The sequence below is a fragment of the Acidicapsa ligni genome, assembly GCF_025685655.1.
Lineage (GTDB): Bacteria > Acidobacteriota > Terriglobia > Terriglobales > Acidobacteriaceae > Acidicapsa > Acidicapsa ligni.
In genome coordinates, this window is record NZ_JAGSYG010000003.1 from 848,626 (window position 1) to 866,645 (window position 18,020).

An 18,020-nucleotide genomic window follows, 5' to 3' on the forward strand; every position below is an offset into this window, starting at 1 on the left:
TGGCAACGGCCTTGTCGGATGAATTTCTATGGGAAGAGTGGTTATCCCATAGATTGTTGTCTGATCCGGAAAAGTTTTACAAGCCCTGGTCGGGGGACTTGGCCACTTTCGCGTTGATCTGGATCAGCTTGGCTTTCTTGAAGCGATCTTCGGTGGTGCTTACGAAGATGCCGAAGACTTCTTCCCGTTTTTGATCGAGGAACTGGTCGCGGGTTTGATCGAGGTTCTTGGTGATTTCGTCCGCTGAGGGTTCCTGCTTGTCGAGGATCTTGGCGACAACGCCGGTGCGCTGGGCGTTGATTGGGCCGCTGATACCGCCGACAGGAAGGTTGAAGAGATCGGGAGCTACGGAGCCAACCTGACCGAAGTCGGGAACCTGGCCAGCATCGCCTACGAGATCGCTGGTCTTGATGGTTGCGCCAGCTTCTTTCGCGGCCTTGGCCAGATCACCTGAGGCCTTGGCCTTGGCGGCGAGGTCCTTGGTCTTCTGTTCGAGGAGCATGGGAAGACGTTCGTCTGCGTAGTCCTTGGCGATCTGGGCTTTGGAGTCAGCGAAAACAGGCGCGTGAGGTGGGGTGATTCCGGTGACCTGGAAGATGGCGTAGCCCTCGCCCGTCTGCGCGAACTGCGGTTCGCTGCCCTGCTTGGAGGTAAAGGCCTTGGCGATCACCTGGGAACCATCGGGAAGACCGGCGATCACTCCCTGGGCGGAAACGGAGGGGGTATCGACCAATTCAAGATGATGTGCGGCGGCAGTTTTGGCGAGGCCGTTGTGGGCTGCTTCCGTGGCAAGTGCCTGCGCATAGTTCTGTTCGGCCTGGGCTTCCTTCTGACGAAGGAGGGTGACCTGAATGGCAGGGGTAACCTCGGCAAGAGCCTGGGTGTGCGCGGTCTGGCGTTCTTCAACCTGGATGATGTGGTAGCCGAACTGGCTCTTTACGATCTGGGTATCGCCGATTTTCTGCGAGAAGATAGCTGAGTCAAATTCAGGAACCATCGTGCCGTGACGGGCAAAGCCGAGTTCCCCGCCCTGGGCGCCGCTGCCGGTGTCTTCCGACTCTTTCTTGGCGAGATCGGCGAAGTTAGCGCCGCCCTGAATCTGCTTCAGGATTGCGTCGGCCTTGGCCTTGGCTTCTGCGTCGGTCTTGGCTGCTCCGCCGGGAAACTTGATGAGGATGTGCCGCGAACGAGCCTGCTCAGGCTGCTGATATTCAGCCTGGTGAGCGTTGTAGTATGTCTGAATCTCCTGTGGGGAGATTTGCGGAATGCCGCCGGGAATCTGGTTCGCGTTGAAGGCGAAGTAGCTAAGTTTGCGCTCTTCTGGAACAGCGTTGGCGTAGCGGGCCGCGTTCTTGGTGAAGAAGGCCTGCAGATCGCTGTCGCTGGGGTTGATCTGCTTGCGCAGATCGTCGGCGGAGATGACCGCGTAGTCGAACTTGATCTTGATGTTCTGCTTGCGGTACTGGTCGCGAATCTCGCTGTCGTTGACAGTGACGCCGGAGGTGATGAACGAGCGCAGGCGGTTGATGGTGATGCCTTCGCGAAGTTCCTTTTCGAAGTCTGCGGTGCTGAGCTGGAACTGAGAAGAGATGAACTGCTTGTACTTGTCCTCGCCGATGAACTGGCCATTGGGGAAAAGCAGTTGGCCGTACTGACCGCTGTGCAGGAAGTTACGCACATCTTCGTCATTGGCTTCAACGCCGAGCTTGGAGGCTTCCGCGAGCAGGAGCTTTTGCAGGATGAGTTGCTGGCCGACGCGCTGCACCATGTAGGGCAGGGCGAAGTCGGGCAGTTTCTGACGTTGAAGCTGCTGCTGGGCCACTTCCTGTACGCGGGTCATGGTGACCTGTTCGCCGGTAAAGGTAAAGCGGCTGTACCAGTGCGGGTAGACCGTGGCGTAGGTGTCGCCGGTGGTGGCTTCGTTCTGGAAGATGCCTGGAATGAGAGTGATGACCATCGTGATGACGGCTGCGCCGATGATGACGATGAACACGGCTTTAACGAAGCGGTTGTCTTTACTTTGCAGGAAACGAATCATGTGCGAATGACGACCTTTACGGATGGGCGCTTGCGGACTTGTGGGCGGTGACTGGCCCTGCCGGAGGCGAACTTCTCCTACAGAAATTCTTTGTTCTCTGCGATTATAGACGAGGCAAGGCATGTAACAGGGAATAGAGATCAGGGATTAGAGATGAAGTTCCCATGGAGGGCAGCTTGGGTTTAGAGGTAGAGCAAAAGGTTGATGCAATTGGCTCGTCGGGCGAGGGCCCGCTACGCATCAACTTGTACAAGGTGCCCAGCGGTACTCCGCTGAAAGTGAAAATTTTGCGGGCACTGTGGTCACTGTTTCAACTGCCGTTTTTTTTGCATACGCCTAAGGCGTTGAGTCCATTGAGGATCGCGTTATTACGGTTGTTTGGGGCGAAGATTGGACCATCCTGCAATATAGGCCGGGGCGTCAAGGTCTGGGTGCCGTGGAATCTGATCATGGGCGAGTGCTCGGCGATTGGGTTCGACACAGAAATTTACAATTTCGCGCCGGTGGTAATTGGGGATCATGTCATTGTTTCGCAGCATAGCTATGTCTGCACGTCGACGCATGACCATACGCATCCGCACTTTCCACTGGTTTCAAAGCCGATACGGATTGAGTCGCAGTCGTGGGTAGCTACGGGATGCATGCTTTCGCCGGGGGTGACGATTGGCGAGGGAGCAGTGATTGGAGCGCGGTCGCTGGTGACGCGTTCGATGCCGCCGTGGATGGTTTGCACGGGGAGCCCTTGCAGGCCGATCAAGGAGCGGGTGATTCAGAAAATATAGGCAACTATAATTAGGTCAGATCACGAAGTAAGAAAGCGGCTGCCTTTGAAGCCTGATATGACAGTGCGATTTGCCGGTCTGGAGCTGGCGAATCCGGTGATAGCCGCGAGCGGAACCTTTGGCTATGGGATCGAGTTCGAGGAAATTGTCGGGCTCGAAAGGATTGGCGCGTTTGTGACCAAGGGGCTTTCGCGCGAGCCGATGGCGGGTAACCAGGCCCCGCGGATTGTGCAGACGGCATCGGGGATGTTGAATGCGATTGGGCTGCAGAATATCGGCGTTGCGGACTTTGTGGAGAAGAAGCTGCCGGAACTGAAGCGGTATCCCAAGGCGCAGGTGATTGTGAATGTCTTCGGCTACAAGGTTGAGGACTATGTTGCGGTGATCGAGCGGCTGAACGATGCTGCGGGGATTGCGGCCTATGAGCTGAACGTCTCCTGCCCGAATGTGCATGAGGGCGGCATGACGTTTGGGGCTGATCCGGGGGCGCTGGAATTTCTGGTGGCCAAGGCAAAAACTGCGGCTACGCGGCCTTTGATTGTGAAGCTGTCGCCGAATGTTACTTCTGTGACGCAGATGGCGCGGATTGCGGCGCTGGCGGGGGCGGATGCGATTTCGCTGGTGAATACTTTTATGGCGATGGCGATCGATGCGGAGACGCGGCAGCCGATGATTCGCAATGTAACGGCGGGGCTGTCGGGACCGGCAATCAAGCCGATTGCGCTGCGGATGGTCTACGAAACGGCAAAGGCAGTTTCGATTCCGGTGCTGGGAATGGGCGGGATTGTTACTGCAGAGGATGCGGTGGAGTTTCTACTGGCTGGGGCTACGGCGGTGCAGGTGGGGACGGCTAGTTATGCCGATCCGCGCGCGGTGGAGCGGTTGGTTAAAGGGTTGGAGAGCTGGTGTAAGAGCCACCACGTGGAGCGGGTGGCTTCGCTTACGGGGGGGATGACTATTCCGTGGCAGGGGTAGAACAGGTAGATATTCGATTGAGGCAACAGCAGATTCCCTGCGGGAACGACAGACTGAAAAACCAAGGATCAAATCTGAGTTTTTCTGTCTAAATTTTTACCGCGGTCGCAGGCTGCGGATGGATTCAGGCAAGCGGGCTTCTAAGCCTCGTGCGCGTTCCATTGCCATGCCGCCCAGGTAGGCAGAGGCGGGAGTGGTGGCCAGCACCAGGATGAAAGCGATCAAAGAGAAGCCTAGTCCGGCGAAGGCTGCGGAGACGAGCATCTGGTAAACAGAAACTGGTTCGAGATGGAGGATTTTGAAGGCTACATGCTCCATCAGCTTGACGCGTTGCAGGACGGCCAGAGCGAAGAGAAACGATATAATCGACAGCGCAGTCAGAACGGCCAGTGAGGCATCCAAGGTGCGATGAAACTTCTGCCGAGCACGGCAGTGGGCGCATTCGGCGAGGTGATATTCGTAATCTTTGCGCATCTCCGGAGAGATACCGGAAATGTCATAGCGCCAACTACTCAAAATGGCCCCAACTATTCGATCCGTGCATTGGGTTCTCGCCATAGTGTTTAGACTCGCTTTTCTCTTGTTTAGCTTCAGAATTAAATGGGATGAAGATATACGCCAAAGATGTGGTGCTGATTCAACATTCACCACTTCCCGAAGCGGCGCATGTTACTTCATTGTAACCGAAGCGCGTTACATACGTGGGATCAAAAACATACCGGAGCCATGGGTTCATGTTGACTGGCAAGGAACAATCGGTTGGCGAGCAGGCTGGGTTTGCAGGTCAATGCCCGTTCGGCGGCGATTCTTGCGAGCTCCGGATGATTGTTGCTTTCGGAGAGATGGGCAAGGATGAGATAGGTCGCGGAGCCGTCGTAAATCTCTTCGAGAAAGCTGGCGGCGGCATCGTTGGAGAGATGGCCGACGCGGGAGAGAACGCGCTGCTTGACGGACCAGGGATATGGGCCGTCGCGGAGCATTTCGAGATCGTGATTCGACTCCAGCATGATGAGATCGCAGCGGCGAAGCTGGGCCTGCACATTGGGGGGCATGTAGCCGAGGTCGGTGGCGACGGCGAGACGTGTGCCTTCGGCGGTGAAGACGAATCCAACGGGATCGGCGGCGTCGTGTGGGATAGTGAAGGGGCTGACGGCAATGTCGCCGATGGCGAAGGATTCGCCGGGACGGAAGTATTCGACGGATGGTAGCCGGGCTGGGTCTTTTGCCGGTTCTGTTGCTGGGTCAGATGCTACTGGGGCCGATGCCTGGTCGGCTGCGAACTCTGGTTCCGGTTCGGATTCAGGATCGCGCTCGTCTGCCGGGTCGGGTGCGAAGTTGCAGCGGATGGTATCGGCCGCGGCTTCGGCAGCGAGTTCCTCTAATTCTGAGGACTCCTTGTGGGAAGCGATAGCTTCCTGCTCGGCCTGCTGGCGGTCTTTGGCTTCGCGGTACTGCTGGGCCCACTCGGCGTAGGTGATGCGTTTGCGCGGGGTGACCTGACGGACCCAGGCGCGATGTGTTGCTTCAGTGAAATAAACCGGGATGCCGAGTTTACGGGCGGTGACGGCGAGGCCGTTGATGTGGTCCTGATGCTCGTGGGTGATGAGGATGGCATCGAGCGTGGAGGGATCTTCGCCGACCTGCTTCATGCGGCGGAAGAGTTCGCGGCAGCTCAGGCCTGCATCCACGAGGATGCGCGTCTGGCCGCCGGTCGCCGAGAGGCAGGAAACGATGGAGCTGTTTCCCTTGGAACCGGAGGCGAGGACGGTGAAACGGACCATCTTTCAAGAATAGCCCCAATCGATGTGGAAGATGGGGTTGGAATCGAGGGGATATTTCCTAACTAGTAACGGGTGCAAAAACGCGGCACTCAAACGGGGACGCTAATAGGAGTAAAAGCCTCGACCTGATTTGCGGCCCAGCCATCCTGCGTCCACCATGCGGATGAGGAGTGGGCATGGACGATATTTGGGGTCGCCGAGACCTTCGTGGAGGACGCGTAGGATATCGACGCAGACGTCGAGGCCGATGAAGTCGGCGAGGGTGAGCGGACCCATGGGGTGAGCCATGCCAAGTTGGAAGACTTGATCGACAGCTTCGGCGGTGGCTACGCCTTCCATGACGGTGAAGGCCGCTTCGTTGATAAGCGGCATGAGGACTCGATTGGAGACGAAGCCGGGGGAATCGTTGACCTCAACGGGAGTTTTGCCGAGTTCTATTGAAAGATCGCGAACGGCGTCGTAGGTGGCCTGGTCGGTTTGGAGGCCGCGGATGATTTCGACGAGCGTCATGACGGGCACGGGATTGAAGAAGTGCATGCCGATAACCTGCGCGGGGCGGTTGGTGAGCGCGGCAAGTTTGGTGATGGAGATGGAGCTGGTATTGGTGGCGAGGATTGCGCCGTGGGGCAGGATGGTGTCGAGGGAGCGGAAGATTTCGCTCTTGATGTCGAAGCGCTCGCTGGCTGCCTCTACTGCGAATTGGGCGGAGGCCAGGGTGTTGCGGTCGGTGGTGAGGGTGATGCGCGCGATGGATGGCTCGACCTGATCGGAGGGCAGCTTGCCTTTGGCTGCTTCCCTCCCCAGGTTGGTGCGGATGCGAGTCAGGGATTGATCGAGGAAGCTTTGCTGGACGTCGCAGAGAAGGACGTTGAAGCCGGAGCGGGCGAAGAGGTGGGCGATGCCGCTGCCCATGGTGCCTGCTCCGATTACTGCGATGGTTTGGATGGTTGGCATTCGTTAGTTCACCGTTAATTACGAGGATTCGGCGTATACATCGAAGACTAGCAAACTTCTGCTTAGCGAACTTCTGCGGTAAACGCCCGTTGCCATTCATGCCCATTCAAAGAGAACTCTTTTGGCGACACTGTGGCTGGCCCAATCTCCTTAACCAGAAACCGAGCGCCAACCTTGCCATCCTTGATCAAATCAATACGTCTTGGCATTTGAACGCCTGCATAGCCTTTAGCCTCCTGTGGACGAATTTCATAGCCCAGAGTATAGGTCTTGATGAGATGGCCGCTGTCATCGAACCAATATCCTTGTGACTTCCCTGGTTCCAGTTGACCATCCGGACCTTCCGGACCGCGAAAAACACGGACAGTTTTCTCTCCATCCAAAATGTCACGGCGGATTCGCCAGTCGGATTCCGTCATGGTATCGGCTGCGGGGATTGGTTCAACCATCATCATTACCAAGCGAGAAGATTGATTTCGGGGCCTTCGGAAATTACGTAATATTTGTCCCCTTCTTCTGTACGCACCAGGTGACTTGAACCAAACCAGGCCTCTCTCTTCCACTTTGTTGCGCTAATCCAGGTGTCTTCATATCGACCGGTCTGGATGCCGGACTTCGTAGCTATCTGAAATTCTGCTCGCAACAGGTACGGCTCGCTTGAGCCGGAGCCGAGGCAGCTTACTTTGCGCCCTCGTTCGAAGTAGTTGTGAGCACTATCGAAATTTTCAATGCCTGAAGGACGAACCGTTTTGAATCGAAGGGATAATCGGCCCATAGCTTGTACAGGAATCCCATCGCGGAGGATTGGGCTGAACTGCATGGAGCGAAAGGTCTGCTCGGCTGCCTCCTTGACACCCGGATTATCTGCTATGGGCGGGATCATCTCGCGAATCGTACCGGTCCTATCTACTACGACCTCAGTCCAGACAACGCCTTCCAGTGGGCCATCCTGTAGCGCGGGCCAATCGAACGATTTGCCGGGTAACAGGTTCTTGCGGAGGTTCGACTCGTCAAGTACGACGGTTTGGATCGGCTCTCCATCGCCTCCAGGTGCAGTCGCGTTAAAGTAATCCTCAGGTGTAGCTGCCAAATCTTCGAGCACAGAGATTTTTGCCGTGACCTCAACGTAGCCTGCTGCCACTGTATAAGCGATCATGCGACCGTGGAAATCTTTGAAGTCATGATAAAGACCATTGAATCCGGGCCCACCGGTATATAGCAGGAGGCCTGTCTTATCGCTGAGAGCCAAGTACCCTTTGCCGTCAATCTGTTCATTCGGAGGCGTAGACAAAGGAGTGCTTATGGCCTGCCATTCAATATTGGTCTGAGTGAATACATGGTGTACTTCGGCAGTCTTTATGCGCTTTGATAAAGCGTCCGCAGGTATCGGAACAGGGCGAATCATGGCTTCGGATAGCTCCCTCAGCCATTCAGGAAAGTAGTTGCCGTCGTTTTTCTGCCACTCTTTCTGTCCATCCACGATTGCAATCTGATGGAATTCAGGCGATCGAACTTCTCGGCGCCACTTAGTCGGTGACTGCCACCATATTTCGATTTCTCCAGTGCGATTTGAAGCCTTGTCGCGTTCGAGGCTTGGCGCATACGTGGCTTTCAAGTGAAATGGATGCGTTCCCGGTTGATCCAGAGTACTTTTACCCACCGCTTTATTGGCGATGCCGGACATGTCTTCAGCGGCCACAAATGTAGTAGTTATCCAAGCAGAACTTAGGAGAAAAACGCAAATCATCTGCGATGCTTTCATTCGCACTAAACTCCCGAACAATCAGGTATATGATTTCTACGAATTTTAGCGTATTGGACTAGAAATTTAGTCGACGCGGATGATCAGGCAGGTGATGTTGTCGTGACCGCCGGCTTTGTTGGCGGCCTGGACGAGTTGGGTGCAGATTTCGTCGAGGGTGGCGGGGGTGTTCAACAAGGCCTCGATCTTTTCGTCGGAGAGTTCGCGGGTCAGGCCATCGGAGCAAAGCAGGAAGATGTCGCCGGGGTCGGTTTCGATTTCGATTACATCCGGGGTGACGCTGCCCTGCGTTCCAAGTGCGCGGGTGATGACGTTGCGCAGCGGGGAGCGGGCTGCTTCGGCGCGGGTCATGCGGCCGAGACGAATCTGTTCTTCAACGAGCGAGTGATCCTGGGTACATTGCTGTATCCGCTGACCGCGCAGGCGATAGCAGCGGCTGTCGCCGATGTTGAGAATCCAGGCCTGGCGTTCTTCAGCGAGAAAGCCGACGAGGGTGGTACCCATGCCGCTGAGGCGGAGGTTGCGCTGGGCGCGGGAGTGAATGGCTTCATTGGCTGCATCGACGGCTTCGGTGGCGATATGAGGGAGGATGCCGGACTCGGCTGCGCGGCGTTCGGTGACCAGGCGCAGGACTTCGTCGACGGCGAGGGAGCTGGCGATTTCACCAGCTGCAGCTCCCCCCATGCCGTCACAGACGACATAGATTCCATGCTCGACGGAGTATCCGAAGGCATCTTCATTGGAGGCGCGTTTGCGGCCACGATCCGTAATAGCGGCGGCGGTATAGCGCACGACAGCGGTAGCCAAAGCCCATCTCCCCGGCAACTAGTTTACAACGATATGTCAATGGACGGGGTGGCGATGCGGTCCATAGACACAGGAAGCTGTAATTTGGGCTACGGCATTGCCGGGGCCGGCGTCAGATTGTAGATCTGGATGGCTCCGGCATTCAGAACGGCCAGGCGATTGCCCGAGGGGGACAGGGCGAAGTTGCCGCCTCCATCAAGTGCCGGATTGGCGGGCACTGTGAGTTTTAGATTGCCGGTGGCGAGATCGTAGACCTGAACGATCTGGCCACGGATGTCATCGTAATCGAGCGGATTGCTGGGGCCGATGGGGTGGGTGACATCCAGAGTGGCGCGAGCGATGCGCCGGGCGCCGGGCGCGTTGGCCAGAGTGGGCCAGACCCAGGTCGGTGGCAGGGTCTGATCCCAGGGCAACGCCTTGTCTTTGGAGACGACGGAGAGCCTTCGAACGCCACCATCGAGACAGGCTGAGATGAGAACGACATCGGGAGCGACAGCATCGAGTGTCGGCGAGCAGATGGACTCGACCTCGGTAAGAGGAACGGTGGAGCCACCCAGGTTCTGGCGAACGATGGTCCAATAGCGGCCGTTTCCGCGGAGTGCTTCGTAGTACCCCTCGCCATCGAGGGGCAGGTGGATCGTGCCGGAGACGCGGCTGAAGAGCATGACGCTGCGGGAATCCATGCTGAGAATGCGCAGCAGGCTTTGGGATGTAGCGGTATCGTGATGTTCTTCCAAGGTGACGTTGGCGGATGCTGTTGCGGGGAAGATTCCTTTATCCGGCCTGGCTTCGGTGCTGGCCTCGGGAGCTGGGGCTTCCGAGGTGTTGGCGACGAGGAGATGCTGTGCGGGGTCCAGCTCGATGTCGTTGACCGGGCCGGGAAAACGGAGAAACGGATCGAGGCGCAGAGCTGCATCGCCGCGGTGGACAGTGTTTTTATCGCGCAGAAGGAAATGCCGGTCCTTGAGCATCCAGAGGTAGCGAGCACGGTCGTGGACTGTCCACAGAGCCTCGGCGGTGACGCGGCCATCGGGCAGGGAGAGAACGACAGCTCGGATGTGGCGTTCATTCCAGAGGGGCTGATCCTGTTGCGCGTCTTGTGTGTCGGACTGACTGTGCGTGTCGGAACTGGATGACGGGCTGGGGGACGGGATGGGACGTTCGCGCACGACGAGGCCGGGGACGTGGAAGGTGAAGAGCAGGGTATCTTCATCGAGAAAATCGAGCGATAGTTGTGCGATGCGCATGCTGATGTAAAAGGGCGCGGGCGGACCGAAGCCGAGTGGAGCTGTTGCAATGCTTATGTCCGGCTTGAGTGCAGGCTTATCCGCTACTTTGTGACTTTTATGCGTCGACGGGTCGGGCGCGATGAGGTCCAGTTGCTGAGCGAAAGCTGCCCTCGGAATGAGGCTGATTCCTCCAACGAACACGGCACTGAAAAACCACTTTTTCATCGCTCACTATTGTCGCTGATTCGGGCCGGTCGCGCGTGTGCGACATTGGAAGGAATGACAAATGTTCAAAAGACCGGGCGGATGACCGGAGGGCAGACAAGGCGATTGACCTGGCTGGGCTATGGGTCTTGTGCGATGGCCGGATGCCTGTGGGGAACAGGATTTTACTTTGGCAAGCTTGCGCTACGAGAGATGAGCGTGGGGCATATGGTGCTGTACCGGTTTTTGTTTGCCAGCCTGGGCATGCTGCCGGTGTTGCTGGTGAGTGCGCTACACCCAACTGGCCCGAAGTGGTCAGCGCGGGAATGGCGGACGTTGCTGATTGCTGCGGCGCTGGGGATTCCGATTCAGTTTCTGCTGCAGTTTGCCGGGTTGGCCAGGACTACGGTCAGTCATGCATCGCTGATGGTGGGGACGATGCCGGTGTTGCTGGCTTTGGGGGCGACGATCTGGTCGGGGGAACGGCTTGATCGTATTGGATGGATCGCGCTGGCGGGATCGACGGTTGGAGCGGCCCTGATCGTGATGGGTGGACATCCGGCTTCGGCGGCGGGTTCAGGTCCAACGCTGGCGGGCGATCTGTTGGTGGTGCTTTCGCTGACGATTGCGTTGGGATGGATTTTGCTCAATAAGCATCTGATGGAGGTTCACAGCCCGCTGACTGTGACGGCTTACGGAATTCTCTCGGGGACGGCGATGCTGGCTGCCTGGGTGGTGACGGTGGATGGGCCTCCGCCGGTGATGCATGTGAGCAGGACGGCGTGGCTGGCGTTGGCTGCAAGTGGAGTGCTATGTACGGCGACGACTACGCTGCTTTGGAACTGGGGAATTCACCATGTGCCGGCATCGCGGGCGGGGGTATTTCTAAATATCGAACCGGCCCTTGGCTCTCTGCTGGGAGTGGAGTTACTAGGAGATACGCTGGGGCCGTTTGCGTGGGTGGGCGGTGGACTGATTCTGGCTGCGGCGGTGACGCTTACGGCGCGAGGGCAGAAGATGGAGCCGGAAGTGATATTGGAGTAAAGACGAGTCCCGTATCGGCATTCAACTCTTAATTTAAGATCGATTTTTCCTGCTTACAATTGTTTACCAAAAGGAATAACGACTTTGTCCCACCAGCATCGTTCGGAAATTGAGTCCGACTCAGGCCTGACAGAGGATCAGATTGAGGATTTTGAGGCTCAATTTGCAGCGCAGCAAACTATCGTCAACCTTTGCTGTATTCCGTCTGGACTTGCGTTCTTCTTTATCGCGCATGCGATTTTGGCAGCAATCAGCAATTGGCTCGTGAACTCTGACGGTATCGCAGGATACCGTGTTCCTTATCAATCTGTGATTTTGTGGTTCTTTCCTGGCTTCGGGGCATTGAGCCTGTGTTTTGAGATAACTCTCCAGATCTGGGCGCTGTTTGTCGGTCAACGTGTCGTTGAACTTTACAGCGACTGGGATAGCCGACAACCCAAGAAATCGCGCGGAGGCATTGTCTATTACGATGCGCGCAAAGTCCTTCGCGGATTTGCGCTCCTGCTTGTCTTTCCTATAGGCATATTCACCAGCCTTGCTCTAAATATGCACACAACCTTCGGTGACGACGGTATTCACGAATTCGGATATGCCTTTGCGAAACAGACCTTTCATTCTTATCAAGATATTCGCAATATCACTTTGGTAAGTGGGGCATTCGATAAGCACGGAAAATTCATAAGCAGGCCTGCTTATGTTCTCGATTTCGCAGATGGCCACCGCTGGTCGCAAGCCAATTGGGACGATTCGGCAAAAGGCATCCAAGTCTCGTTGGCCGCGATCCTCGCCCGGAAGACCCAGCTACCTACAGTCGACGTAGAATCGATCCACGATTTACAGCTTCCCGCTCGCAAATGATAACTGCGATCACTCTAGCCTTCGAAGGTTAGTTGCGGAGAGGCGTAGGCGGGCGCATAGGGGCGTGGTTCGCTGGCGAGGTCGTAGATCAGACGTTCCAAGACGAGACGCTTGTCGGGTGGGGATGAACGTAATTCGAGATCGGCGCGGGCAATCAGGCGCAGTGCTCGAGTGAGATCGCGGCGGCTCTTGTAGCGGCGAGCCTGGCGAATAAGATCGTCGGCTGCGAATGGGGGCATGCGGAAACCCTGCCAGAGTGCCTGCCAGATGGCGCGAGAGTCGCGCACATTTTTCTCCAGGATGACGAGCATCTGCCGGAAGGTACGGGCGAGCATGTAGAGATGGCCGATGGCGGCTTCTTCGCCTGCTTCAGAGCTGTTGAGCAGACCGTGCAGAAGGGCCAGAGCGCGTGGCCGGTCTTTGGAGCTGATGGCGTCGGTGAGTTCATACAAGGATCGCTGCTTGGCGCTGAGAACCATTGTCTCCACATCGCCAAGAGTGATGCGCCCGCGGCCGTAGGTGTAGAGCAAGAGTTTTTCGAGTTCTGAGGCGATGAGCATCATGTCGGAGCCGAGAGCGTCGACCAGTTCCCTTGCCGCGTCGGGATCCATCCTGGTCGCCTGCTCCTGCGCGGTGGAAGCGACCCAGCGCATGGCGTCGGTGTCATCGACACGGGCCAGTTCGACGATGCTGCAGTGGTCGCCGAGAGTTTCGCGGAGACGCTCGAACTTGTTTTTGTCGTCCATGTCCATGCGGCGTGGATCGGCGGGAATGCGGAGATGATCGGCGATGAAGAGGATGAGCGCCTGGGGATTGGGCGAACGGAAGTAGCGATCTATCTCGGCGAACTCGTCTTTTTTCGCGCCGCGGGTGTAGAGCTGTTTTAGATTTCGGACAAAGACAACTTGAAATGGAGCCATCAGGGATGGCGTGCGGGCGCGGTCCAGGATTTCAAAGATGGAGTTCTGGGCCAGGTCCATCTCTGAGAGGCAGAAGTCGCGGAGCTCCTCGGGCACGAAAGCCTGAAGGACGGCCCGGCGGCAGCGTTCGTAGAGAAAGATTTCATCGCCGACAAGAACGTAGCCAGGTTTGAGAGCTGCAGGATTGGCGGTAGCGGCTGCGACCTCGGCAACGAAACGATCTGTCGCGGCAAAGCCCACGCCGGAGCGCTGAGTGCTCATGCTTGCGGCTCGCCGACGCTGTGTTCCATGCCCATTGCTTCAAGGATACCCTTCGGGCGGCCTGTGGAGGCGGTGGAAAACGTGGGCGGAATTGTATTGGTTACGTCGGAGTGCCCTGATTTTGCTGCATTTTCTGTGATCAGAAGCCTTCGAGGACGTCGGCGACAAGGGATTTAGCGAAGTCGCGGGAGAGACGTTCGATGGCCGCAGGGCTTTCTTCAAGGAAAGTGGGCAGATCCGTGGTGGATTGATACTGCTGGCGAAAGACGTACTTGTCGTTCTTGTAGAGGATTTTTCCTTCGCGATCGTTGAGTACGACTGAGCAGGCGATGGTGATGAGGAAGCTTGAAGACTGCTGGGTCTGCGAGTTATAGGTGAGCGGGACCACGGTCTGGCTGAGGATGGTACCATGCAGAACGAGATCGGAGTCGGATGTTTCGTCAGGCGTGACGCGTAGACGGGTGCGCGTTGCGAATTCGCGGACGACGGCGGTAGTCATCACGGTCTCTGTTCGATACGCAGTAGTTTTGGTTGCAAAAACCGGAATCGACAGGCTCCTGGTGCCTGCGGGCAGGTGTGTGGCGGAGCCGACGGTGTGGTAGCCACAACCGTTCAGGCAGAGGACGGACGAGGCTATCGCGAGAAAAAGAGCAAACCTGCGCATGACTTTTATCAGTGTACTCAAACCCAGGCGGTTGCGAGTTTGCCCAGTCCCTCGGCGGGTAACTCCAGGCCGTCGCTGCGGTTGGCAAAGTAGCGGACATTGAGGTCTATGGTGTCGAGTTGCTCGATGCGCTGGAAGCCTGCTGAGGTGAGTTCGTTGTCCATCTGTAATGAGCGGAAGAAGAGTTGGAAAGGCTCTCCGGCAGCAGCGACTCGGGCGGCCAGGGATTTTGCCGCGGATTGCAATCGGGGGCTGAGTTCGTCGTGAGAGAGGGAGTAGTCGAAGGTGATTCCGCTATGGGTTGGAAGATTGGCGACGACGTCGAGTGTGGAACGGAAGGCGGGAAGCGTCAGATAGGGGATGACGCCAAGCCAGGTGAAGAAGGCCGGTGCCTGAGCATCGAAGCCTGCTTCGGTGAGGCCGGACATGAGTGTCTGGTGCTCGAAGTCGAGGGGAATAAATGTGAGATTGGCCGGCTCGGCGATGGTTGCGGACTGGAGCATACCGCGCTTCCATTGCTGCATGGCAGGCACGTCCACTTCAAAGACGCGGAGTGTGGGAAAGGGATTGCGATAGGCGAAGGTGTCGAGGCCAGCGCCTAGAACTACGTACTGAGATACACCAGCGGCTACTGCGGATGCCAGGTTGTCCTCTGCATAGCGGCTGCGAGCGACCATGAAGGCGCGAAAGGCGCGCGATCTGGGATCGGCGTGGCGGACGGGGTCGGCGAAGAATTCGGGACCCAGGATGGGAACCGCGATGGGGTCGTCGAGGACTTTGGGTGAGTCGTCAAGGACCTGGTGTGCGGCCCGGCGACTGGCTACTCCCCTGGCTGTCATGCTGATGCGGCCCGGCTTCATGATGACTAGTTTAATGCGGGAGGCCCAAGCGGACGTAGCCTCAACAGACGTAGCATGGAAGGATGAACTGGATTGGGTGGGCTTTACTCTCGGCGTTGTTTGCGGCGGCTACGGCGATTCTGGCCAAGGTTGGAGTGGCGCATATTGATTCCAACCTGGCTACGGCAATTCGCACGACGGTGGTTGTAGTCTTTGCCTGGGCGATTGCGCTGGGGCTGGGGAAACATAATGAACTGCGGCAAGTGGATGGAAGAGCGTGGCTGTTTCTGGCGCTTTCGGGGCTGGGGACGGGGCTTTCCTGGCTTTGCTACTTTCGGGCGTTGCAGCTTGGGCCGGCTTCGCGCGTAGCTCCGCTGGATAAGCTGAGCGTGGTGCTGGTGATGCTGTTTGCCGTGATTTTTCTGGGGGAAAAGTTGTCGCCCTGGGCCATGGTGGGTGGGTTGATGATTGCCGGTGGGGCCGTAGTTATGGTGCTGGCTTGAGCGAGAGGCTCATACTTACGTGAAAAAGCCCTATATCTTCATTGAAGATGCAGGGCTTTTGAATTTCAGCTTGAAGCTTGCAGCCAGAAGCTGAGTTATGCCGGTGAGGGTGAGCCTTCGGGGAAGCCGGAGTTGCCGCGACCGCCTTCGGGTTTGAGAATCTGCTGGATTCCGCCGCCACCACCCTGATCGCTGGGCGATGCGAGGGATGAGCGAATTTCCGGCAGTTCCTTGCCTTCAATGAGGAGACGAACTTCTTCCGCATCGATGGTTTCCCGCTCCAGCAAGGCGTTGGCGATGCGATGCATCGCGTCCTTGTTGGTATCAACGAGCGTGTAAGCAGACTGGTAGGCCTCATCGATCAGGCGGCGAACTTCCTGGTCGATCTGACGTGCCGTTTCCTCGGAGAAGTCACGGTGCTGCGCGATTTCGCGACCGAGGAAGATCTGCTCTTCCTTCTTGCCGTAGGTCAGAGGACCGAGGCGGCTCATGCCGTACTCGCAGACCATGCGGCGGGCGAGATCGGTTGCGCTCTCGATGTCGCTGCCTGCACCGGTGGACATTTGCTTAAGGAAGATTTCCTCAGCAACGCGTCCGCCGTAGGCTGTGGCCAGACGGGTTTCAAGGTACTCGCGGGTGTAGTTGTGGCGATCGCCGGGCAAATAGACCGTGACGCCCAGCGCCATACCGCGAGGAATGATGCTGACCTTGTGAATAGGATCGGTGTGATCGCGCAGTACGGAGACCAGTGCGTGACCGGCTTCGTGATACGCGGTGACTTTTTTGTCTTCATCCGTGAGGAGCATGGACTTGCGCTCGGCACCCATGAGGACTTTGTCCTTGGCCAGTTCCATGTCATACATGGTGACCTGCTTGCGGTTGACGCGGGCTGCATTCAGGGCTGCTTCATTGACCATGTTGGCCAGATCGGCACCGCTGAAACCCGGTGTTCCACGAGCCAGAACGTTGAGGTTGACATCTTCGGCGACGGGAACCTTTTTGACGTGGACCCGGAGCACTTCTTCGCGACCGCGAACGTCAGGCAAACCGACTACAACGCGGCGGTCAAAACGACCGGGGCGAAGCAGTGCCGGATCGAGAACGTCGGGACGATTAGTTGCAGCGACCAGGATCACGCCGTCGTTGGACTCGAATCCATCCATCTCGACGAGGAGTTGATTCAGGGTCTGCTCACGTTCATCGTGTCCACCGCCGAGGCCAGCGCCACGATGGCGGCCAACTGCGTCGATTTCGTCGATGAAGATGATGCAGGGTGCGTTCTTCTTGCCCTGTTCGAAGAGGTCGCGGACGCGGCTTGCACCGACGCCGACAAACATTTCAACAAAGTCCGAACCGGAGATGGAGAAGAACGGTACGTTCGCTTCTCCAGCTACTGCGCGGGCGAGCAGAGTTTTACCGGTACCCGGAGGTCCGACGAGCAAAACGCCCTTGGGGATGCGTCCGCCGAGCTTTTGGAAGCGCTGGGGCTCACGCAGATACTCGATGATTTCCTTGAGCTCTTCCTTGGCTTCGTCAACGCCAGCTACGTCCTTGAACGTAACTTTCTTCTGCTGCATGGAAAGCAAGCGGGCGCGGCTCTTGCCGAAGGACATGGCTTTATTGCCGCCGGACTGCATCTGCCGCATGATGAAGAACCAGATTCCGAGGATCAGCACGAGAGGTCCAATGTTCATCAAGATCGGCCAGAGGAGATTGCCTTCGGCATTCTTCACTGTGACCTGAACCTTGGCATTGGTCATCTGGGTGATCATGTCCGGGTAGTTTGAAGGGACCGTGGTATGGAATTGAGGAGCATCCTTACCTTCGGATTTCAAATGACCATGGACTTCGATACCTTGCATGGTAACGTCGTTCACCTGGTTCTGCTGGACTTTTTCAAGGAACGAGGAGAAAGGAATTTCCTGCTCTTTTCCACCCATTCCGGCGCCGCGCTGCACTACTCCAAAGAGCAGGACAAGGCAGATAACGATGAAAGCCCAGAACATGATTGTCTTAACGGTCGAGTTCACCAGGACTCCTTTTGGGGCGGGGGAGGAACTGTTTAGGGCTCCGAAGCCGCCTACTTACCCGATTAGACTCCATATCCGGCTGCAAAGTATCAGATAAGATTGCACTGATTTGATTGCGCTGAACAACTGGATCTGGAGTGACTACACAGTCCGTTGATTGTACTCCTAAGAGGGCCGCTCTCGCATGGCACAAGTGAGCGAATTGAAGATATCCGGTAGATCTCAAAAAATCGATTTGCCCTATAAGTCCAATGCCAGCTTATATTTCGGTTAGGATGCGACGGTCTTCTTTCCTGCTGGCCAGGGGCCAATCCGGGTAGCTAATTCAATGTAGCTGACGCTTCCGGTTGCACAGCCAGCCAAACGTTG

17 protein-coding genes are annotated in these 18,020 nt (G+C 57.0%); 5 read left to right on the forward strand and 12 right to left on the reverse strand.

Features of this window, described 5'->3' with window-relative positions; genetic code table 11:
* Window positions 1–76: 76 nt before the first annotated feature.
* A complete protein-coding gene (locus tag OHL19_RS13815; RefSeq protein WP_263358282.1) occupies window positions 77–2,038 on the reverse strand; it encodes a peptidylprolyl isomerase in 1,962 nt (653 codons plus the stop codon).
* Between the two features lie 176 nt (window positions 2,039–2,214).
* On the opposite strand from OHL19_RS13815, the gene OHL19_RS13820 reads away from it, so the two are divergent.
* Entirely contained in the window at window positions 2,215–2,820 is a 606-nt protein-coding gene (locus OHL19_RS13820; RefSeq protein ID WP_263358283.1) for an LbetaH domain-containing protein, read from the forward strand.
* Between the two features lie 57 nt (window positions 2,821–2,877).
* On the forward strand, window positions 2,878–3,795 hold the full coding sequence (locus OHL19_RS13825; protein ID WP_263358284.1) for a dihydroorotate dehydrogenase: 918 nt from the start codon (window positions 2,878–2,880) through the stop codon (window positions 3,793–3,795).
* Between the two features lie 96 nt (window positions 3,796–3,891).
* Here OHL19_RS13825 and OHL19_RS13830 read toward each other — a convergent pair whose 3' ends face one another.
* The 7 genes from OHL19_RS13830 to OHL19_RS13860 all read right to left on the reverse strand — a co-directional run bounded on the left by OHL19_RS13830 (window position 3,892) and on the right by OHL19_RS13860 (window position 10,553).
* Window positions 3,892–4,311, reverse strand: coding sequence for a hypothetical protein (locus OHL19_RS13830; RefSeq protein ID WP_263358285.1), 420 nt, complete (start codon window positions 4,309–4,311; stop codon window positions 3,892–3,894).
* Window positions 4,312–4,502: 191 nt separating this feature from the next.
* Window positions 4,503–5,576, reverse strand: a complete 1,074-nt coding sequence (locus tag OHL19_RS13835; RefSeq protein WP_263358286.1) for an MBL fold metallo-hydrolase — start codon at window positions 5,574–5,576, stop codon at window positions 4,503–4,505.
* A 102-nt stretch (window positions 5,577–5,678) separates the two neighbouring features.
* Window positions 5,679–6,530, reverse strand: coding sequence for a 3-hydroxybutyryl-CoA dehydrogenase (locus OHL19_RS13840; RefSeq protein ID WP_263358287.1), 852 nt, complete (start codon window positions 6,528–6,530; stop codon window positions 5,679–5,681).
* Between the two features lie 62 nt (window positions 6,531–6,592).
* Entirely contained in the window at window positions 6,593–6,949 is a 357-nt protein-coding gene (locus OHL19_RS13845; RefSeq protein WP_263358288.1) for a hypothetical protein, read from the reverse strand.
* Window positions 6,950–6,984: 35 nt separating this feature from the next.
* Window positions 6,985–8,229, reverse strand: coding sequence for an energy transducer TonB (locus tag OHL19_RS13850; RefSeq protein ID WP_263358289.1), 1,245 nt, complete (start codon window positions 8,227–8,229; stop codon window positions 6,985–6,987).
* A 129-nt stretch (window positions 8,230–8,358) separates the two neighbouring features.
* Window positions 8,359–9,099, reverse strand: a complete 741-nt coding sequence (locus OHL19_RS13855) for a Stp1/IreP family PP2C-type Ser/Thr phosphatase (RefSeq protein WP_263358290.1) — start codon at window positions 9,097–9,099, stop codon at window positions 8,359–8,361.
* A gap of 89 nt (window positions 9,100–9,188) precedes the next feature.
* Window positions 9,189–10,553, reverse strand: coding sequence for a hypothetical protein (locus OHL19_RS13860; RefSeq protein ID WP_263358291.1), 1,365 nt, complete (start codon window positions 10,551–10,553; stop codon window positions 9,189–9,191).
* A 54-nt stretch (window positions 10,554–10,607) separates the two neighbouring features.
* On the opposite strand from OHL19_RS13860, the gene OHL19_RS13865 reads away from it, so the two are divergent.
* Window positions 10,608–11,576 (forward strand): DMT family transporter, encoded by a 969-nt coding sequence (locus OHL19_RS13865; protein ID WP_263358292.1) that lies wholly within the window; start codon window positions 10,608–10,610, stop codon window positions 11,574–11,576.
* Between the two features lie 84 nt (window positions 11,577–11,660).
* Window positions 11,661–12,434 carry a hypothetical protein gene (locus OHL19_RS13870; protein ID WP_263358293.1) on the forward strand — a complete coding sequence of 258 codons (774 nt, stop codon included), beginning with the start codon at window positions 11,661–11,663 and terminating at the stop codon, window positions 12,432–12,434.
* A 14-nt stretch (window positions 12,435–12,448) separates the two neighbouring features.
* On the opposite strand, the gene holA is transcribed toward OHL19_RS13870, so the two are convergent.
* From holA to OHL19_RS13885, 3 genes are all read right to left on the reverse strand, one after another.
* Window positions 12,449–13,615: a DNA polymerase III subunit delta gene (holA, locus tag OHL19_RS13875; protein ID WP_263358294.1), complete on the reverse strand. Its 1,167-nt coding sequence runs from the start codon at window positions 13,613–13,615 to the stop codon at window positions 12,449–12,451.
* 139 nt (window positions 13,616–13,754) lie between these two features.
* Complete coding sequence (lptE, locus tag OHL19_RS13880) at window positions 13,755–14,279, reverse strand: LPS assembly lipoprotein LptE (protein ID WP_263358295.1); 525 nt, start codon at window positions 14,277–14,279, stop codon at window positions 13,755–13,757.
* A 17-nt stretch (window positions 14,280–14,296) separates the two neighbouring features.
* A complete protein-coding gene (locus tag OHL19_RS13885; RefSeq protein WP_263358296.1) occupies window positions 14,297–15,139 on the reverse strand; it encodes a class I SAM-dependent methyltransferase in 843 nt (280 codons plus the stop codon).
* A gap of 62 nt (window positions 15,140–15,201) precedes the next feature.
* Between OHL19_RS13885 and OHL19_RS13890 the strand changes: the two genes are divergently transcribed.
* Window positions 15,202–15,621, forward strand: a complete 420-nt coding sequence (locus tag OHL19_RS13890) for an EamA family transporter (RefSeq protein WP_263358297.1) — start codon at window positions 15,202–15,204, stop codon at window positions 15,619–15,621.
* A 95-nt stretch (window positions 15,622–15,716) separates the two neighbouring features.
* Here OHL19_RS13890 and ftsH read toward each other — a convergent pair whose 3' ends face one another.
* Window positions 15,717–17,651: an ATP-dependent zinc metalloprotease FtsH gene (gene ftsH / locus OHL19_RS13895; RefSeq protein ID WP_263358298.1), complete on the reverse strand. Its 1,935-nt coding sequence runs from the start codon at window positions 17,649–17,651 to the stop codon at window positions 15,717–15,719.
* Window positions 17,652–18,020: the final 369 nt, after the last annotated feature.

Bases quoted from the DNA above. Each gene is read 5' to 3' on its own strand.
- OHL19_RS13815 (WP_263358282.1), bottom strand. From the start codon at position 2,038: ATGATTCGTTTCCTGCAAAGTAAAGACAACCGCTTCGTTAAAGCCGTG.
- OHL19_RS13885 (WP_263358296.1), bottom strand. From the start codon at position 15,139: ATGAAGCCGGGCCGCATCAGCATGACAGCCAGGGGAGTAGCCAGTCGC.
- holA (WP_263358294.1), bottom strand. From the start codon at position 13,615: ATGAGCACTCAGCGCTCCGGCGTGGGCTTTGCCGCGACAGATCGTTTC.
- OHL19_RS13825 (WP_263358284.1), top strand. From the start codon at position 2,878: ATGACAGTGCGATTTGCCGGTCTGGAGCTGGCGAATCCGGTGATAGCC.
- OHL19_RS13890 (WP_263358297.1), top strand. From the start codon at position 15,202: ATGAACTGGATTGGGTGGGCTTTACTCTCGGCGTTGTTTGCGGCGGCT.
- OHL19_RS13840 (WP_263358287.1), bottom strand. From the start codon at position 6,530: ATGCCAACCATCCAAACCATCGCAGTAATCGGAGCAGGCACCATGGGC.
- lptE (WP_263358295.1), bottom strand. From the start codon at position 14,279: ATGCGCAGGTTTGCTCTTTTTCTCGCGATAGCCTCGTCCGTCCTCTGC.
- OHL19_RS13860 (WP_263358291.1), bottom strand. From the start codon at position 10,553: ATGAAAAAGTGGTTTTTCAGTGCCGTGTTCGTTGGAGGAATCAGCCTC.
- OHL19_RS13835 (WP_263358286.1), bottom strand. From the start codon at position 5,576: ATGGTCCGTTTCACCGTCCTCGCCTCCGGTTCCAAGGGAAACAGCTCC.
- OHL19_RS13865 (WP_263358292.1), top strand. From the start codon at position 10,608: ATGACAAATGTTCAAAAGACCGGGCGGATGACCGGAGGGCAGACAAGG.
- OHL19_RS13845 (WP_263358288.1), bottom strand. From the start codon at position 6,949: ATGACGGAATCCGACTGGCGAATCCGCCGTGACATTTTGGATGGAGAG.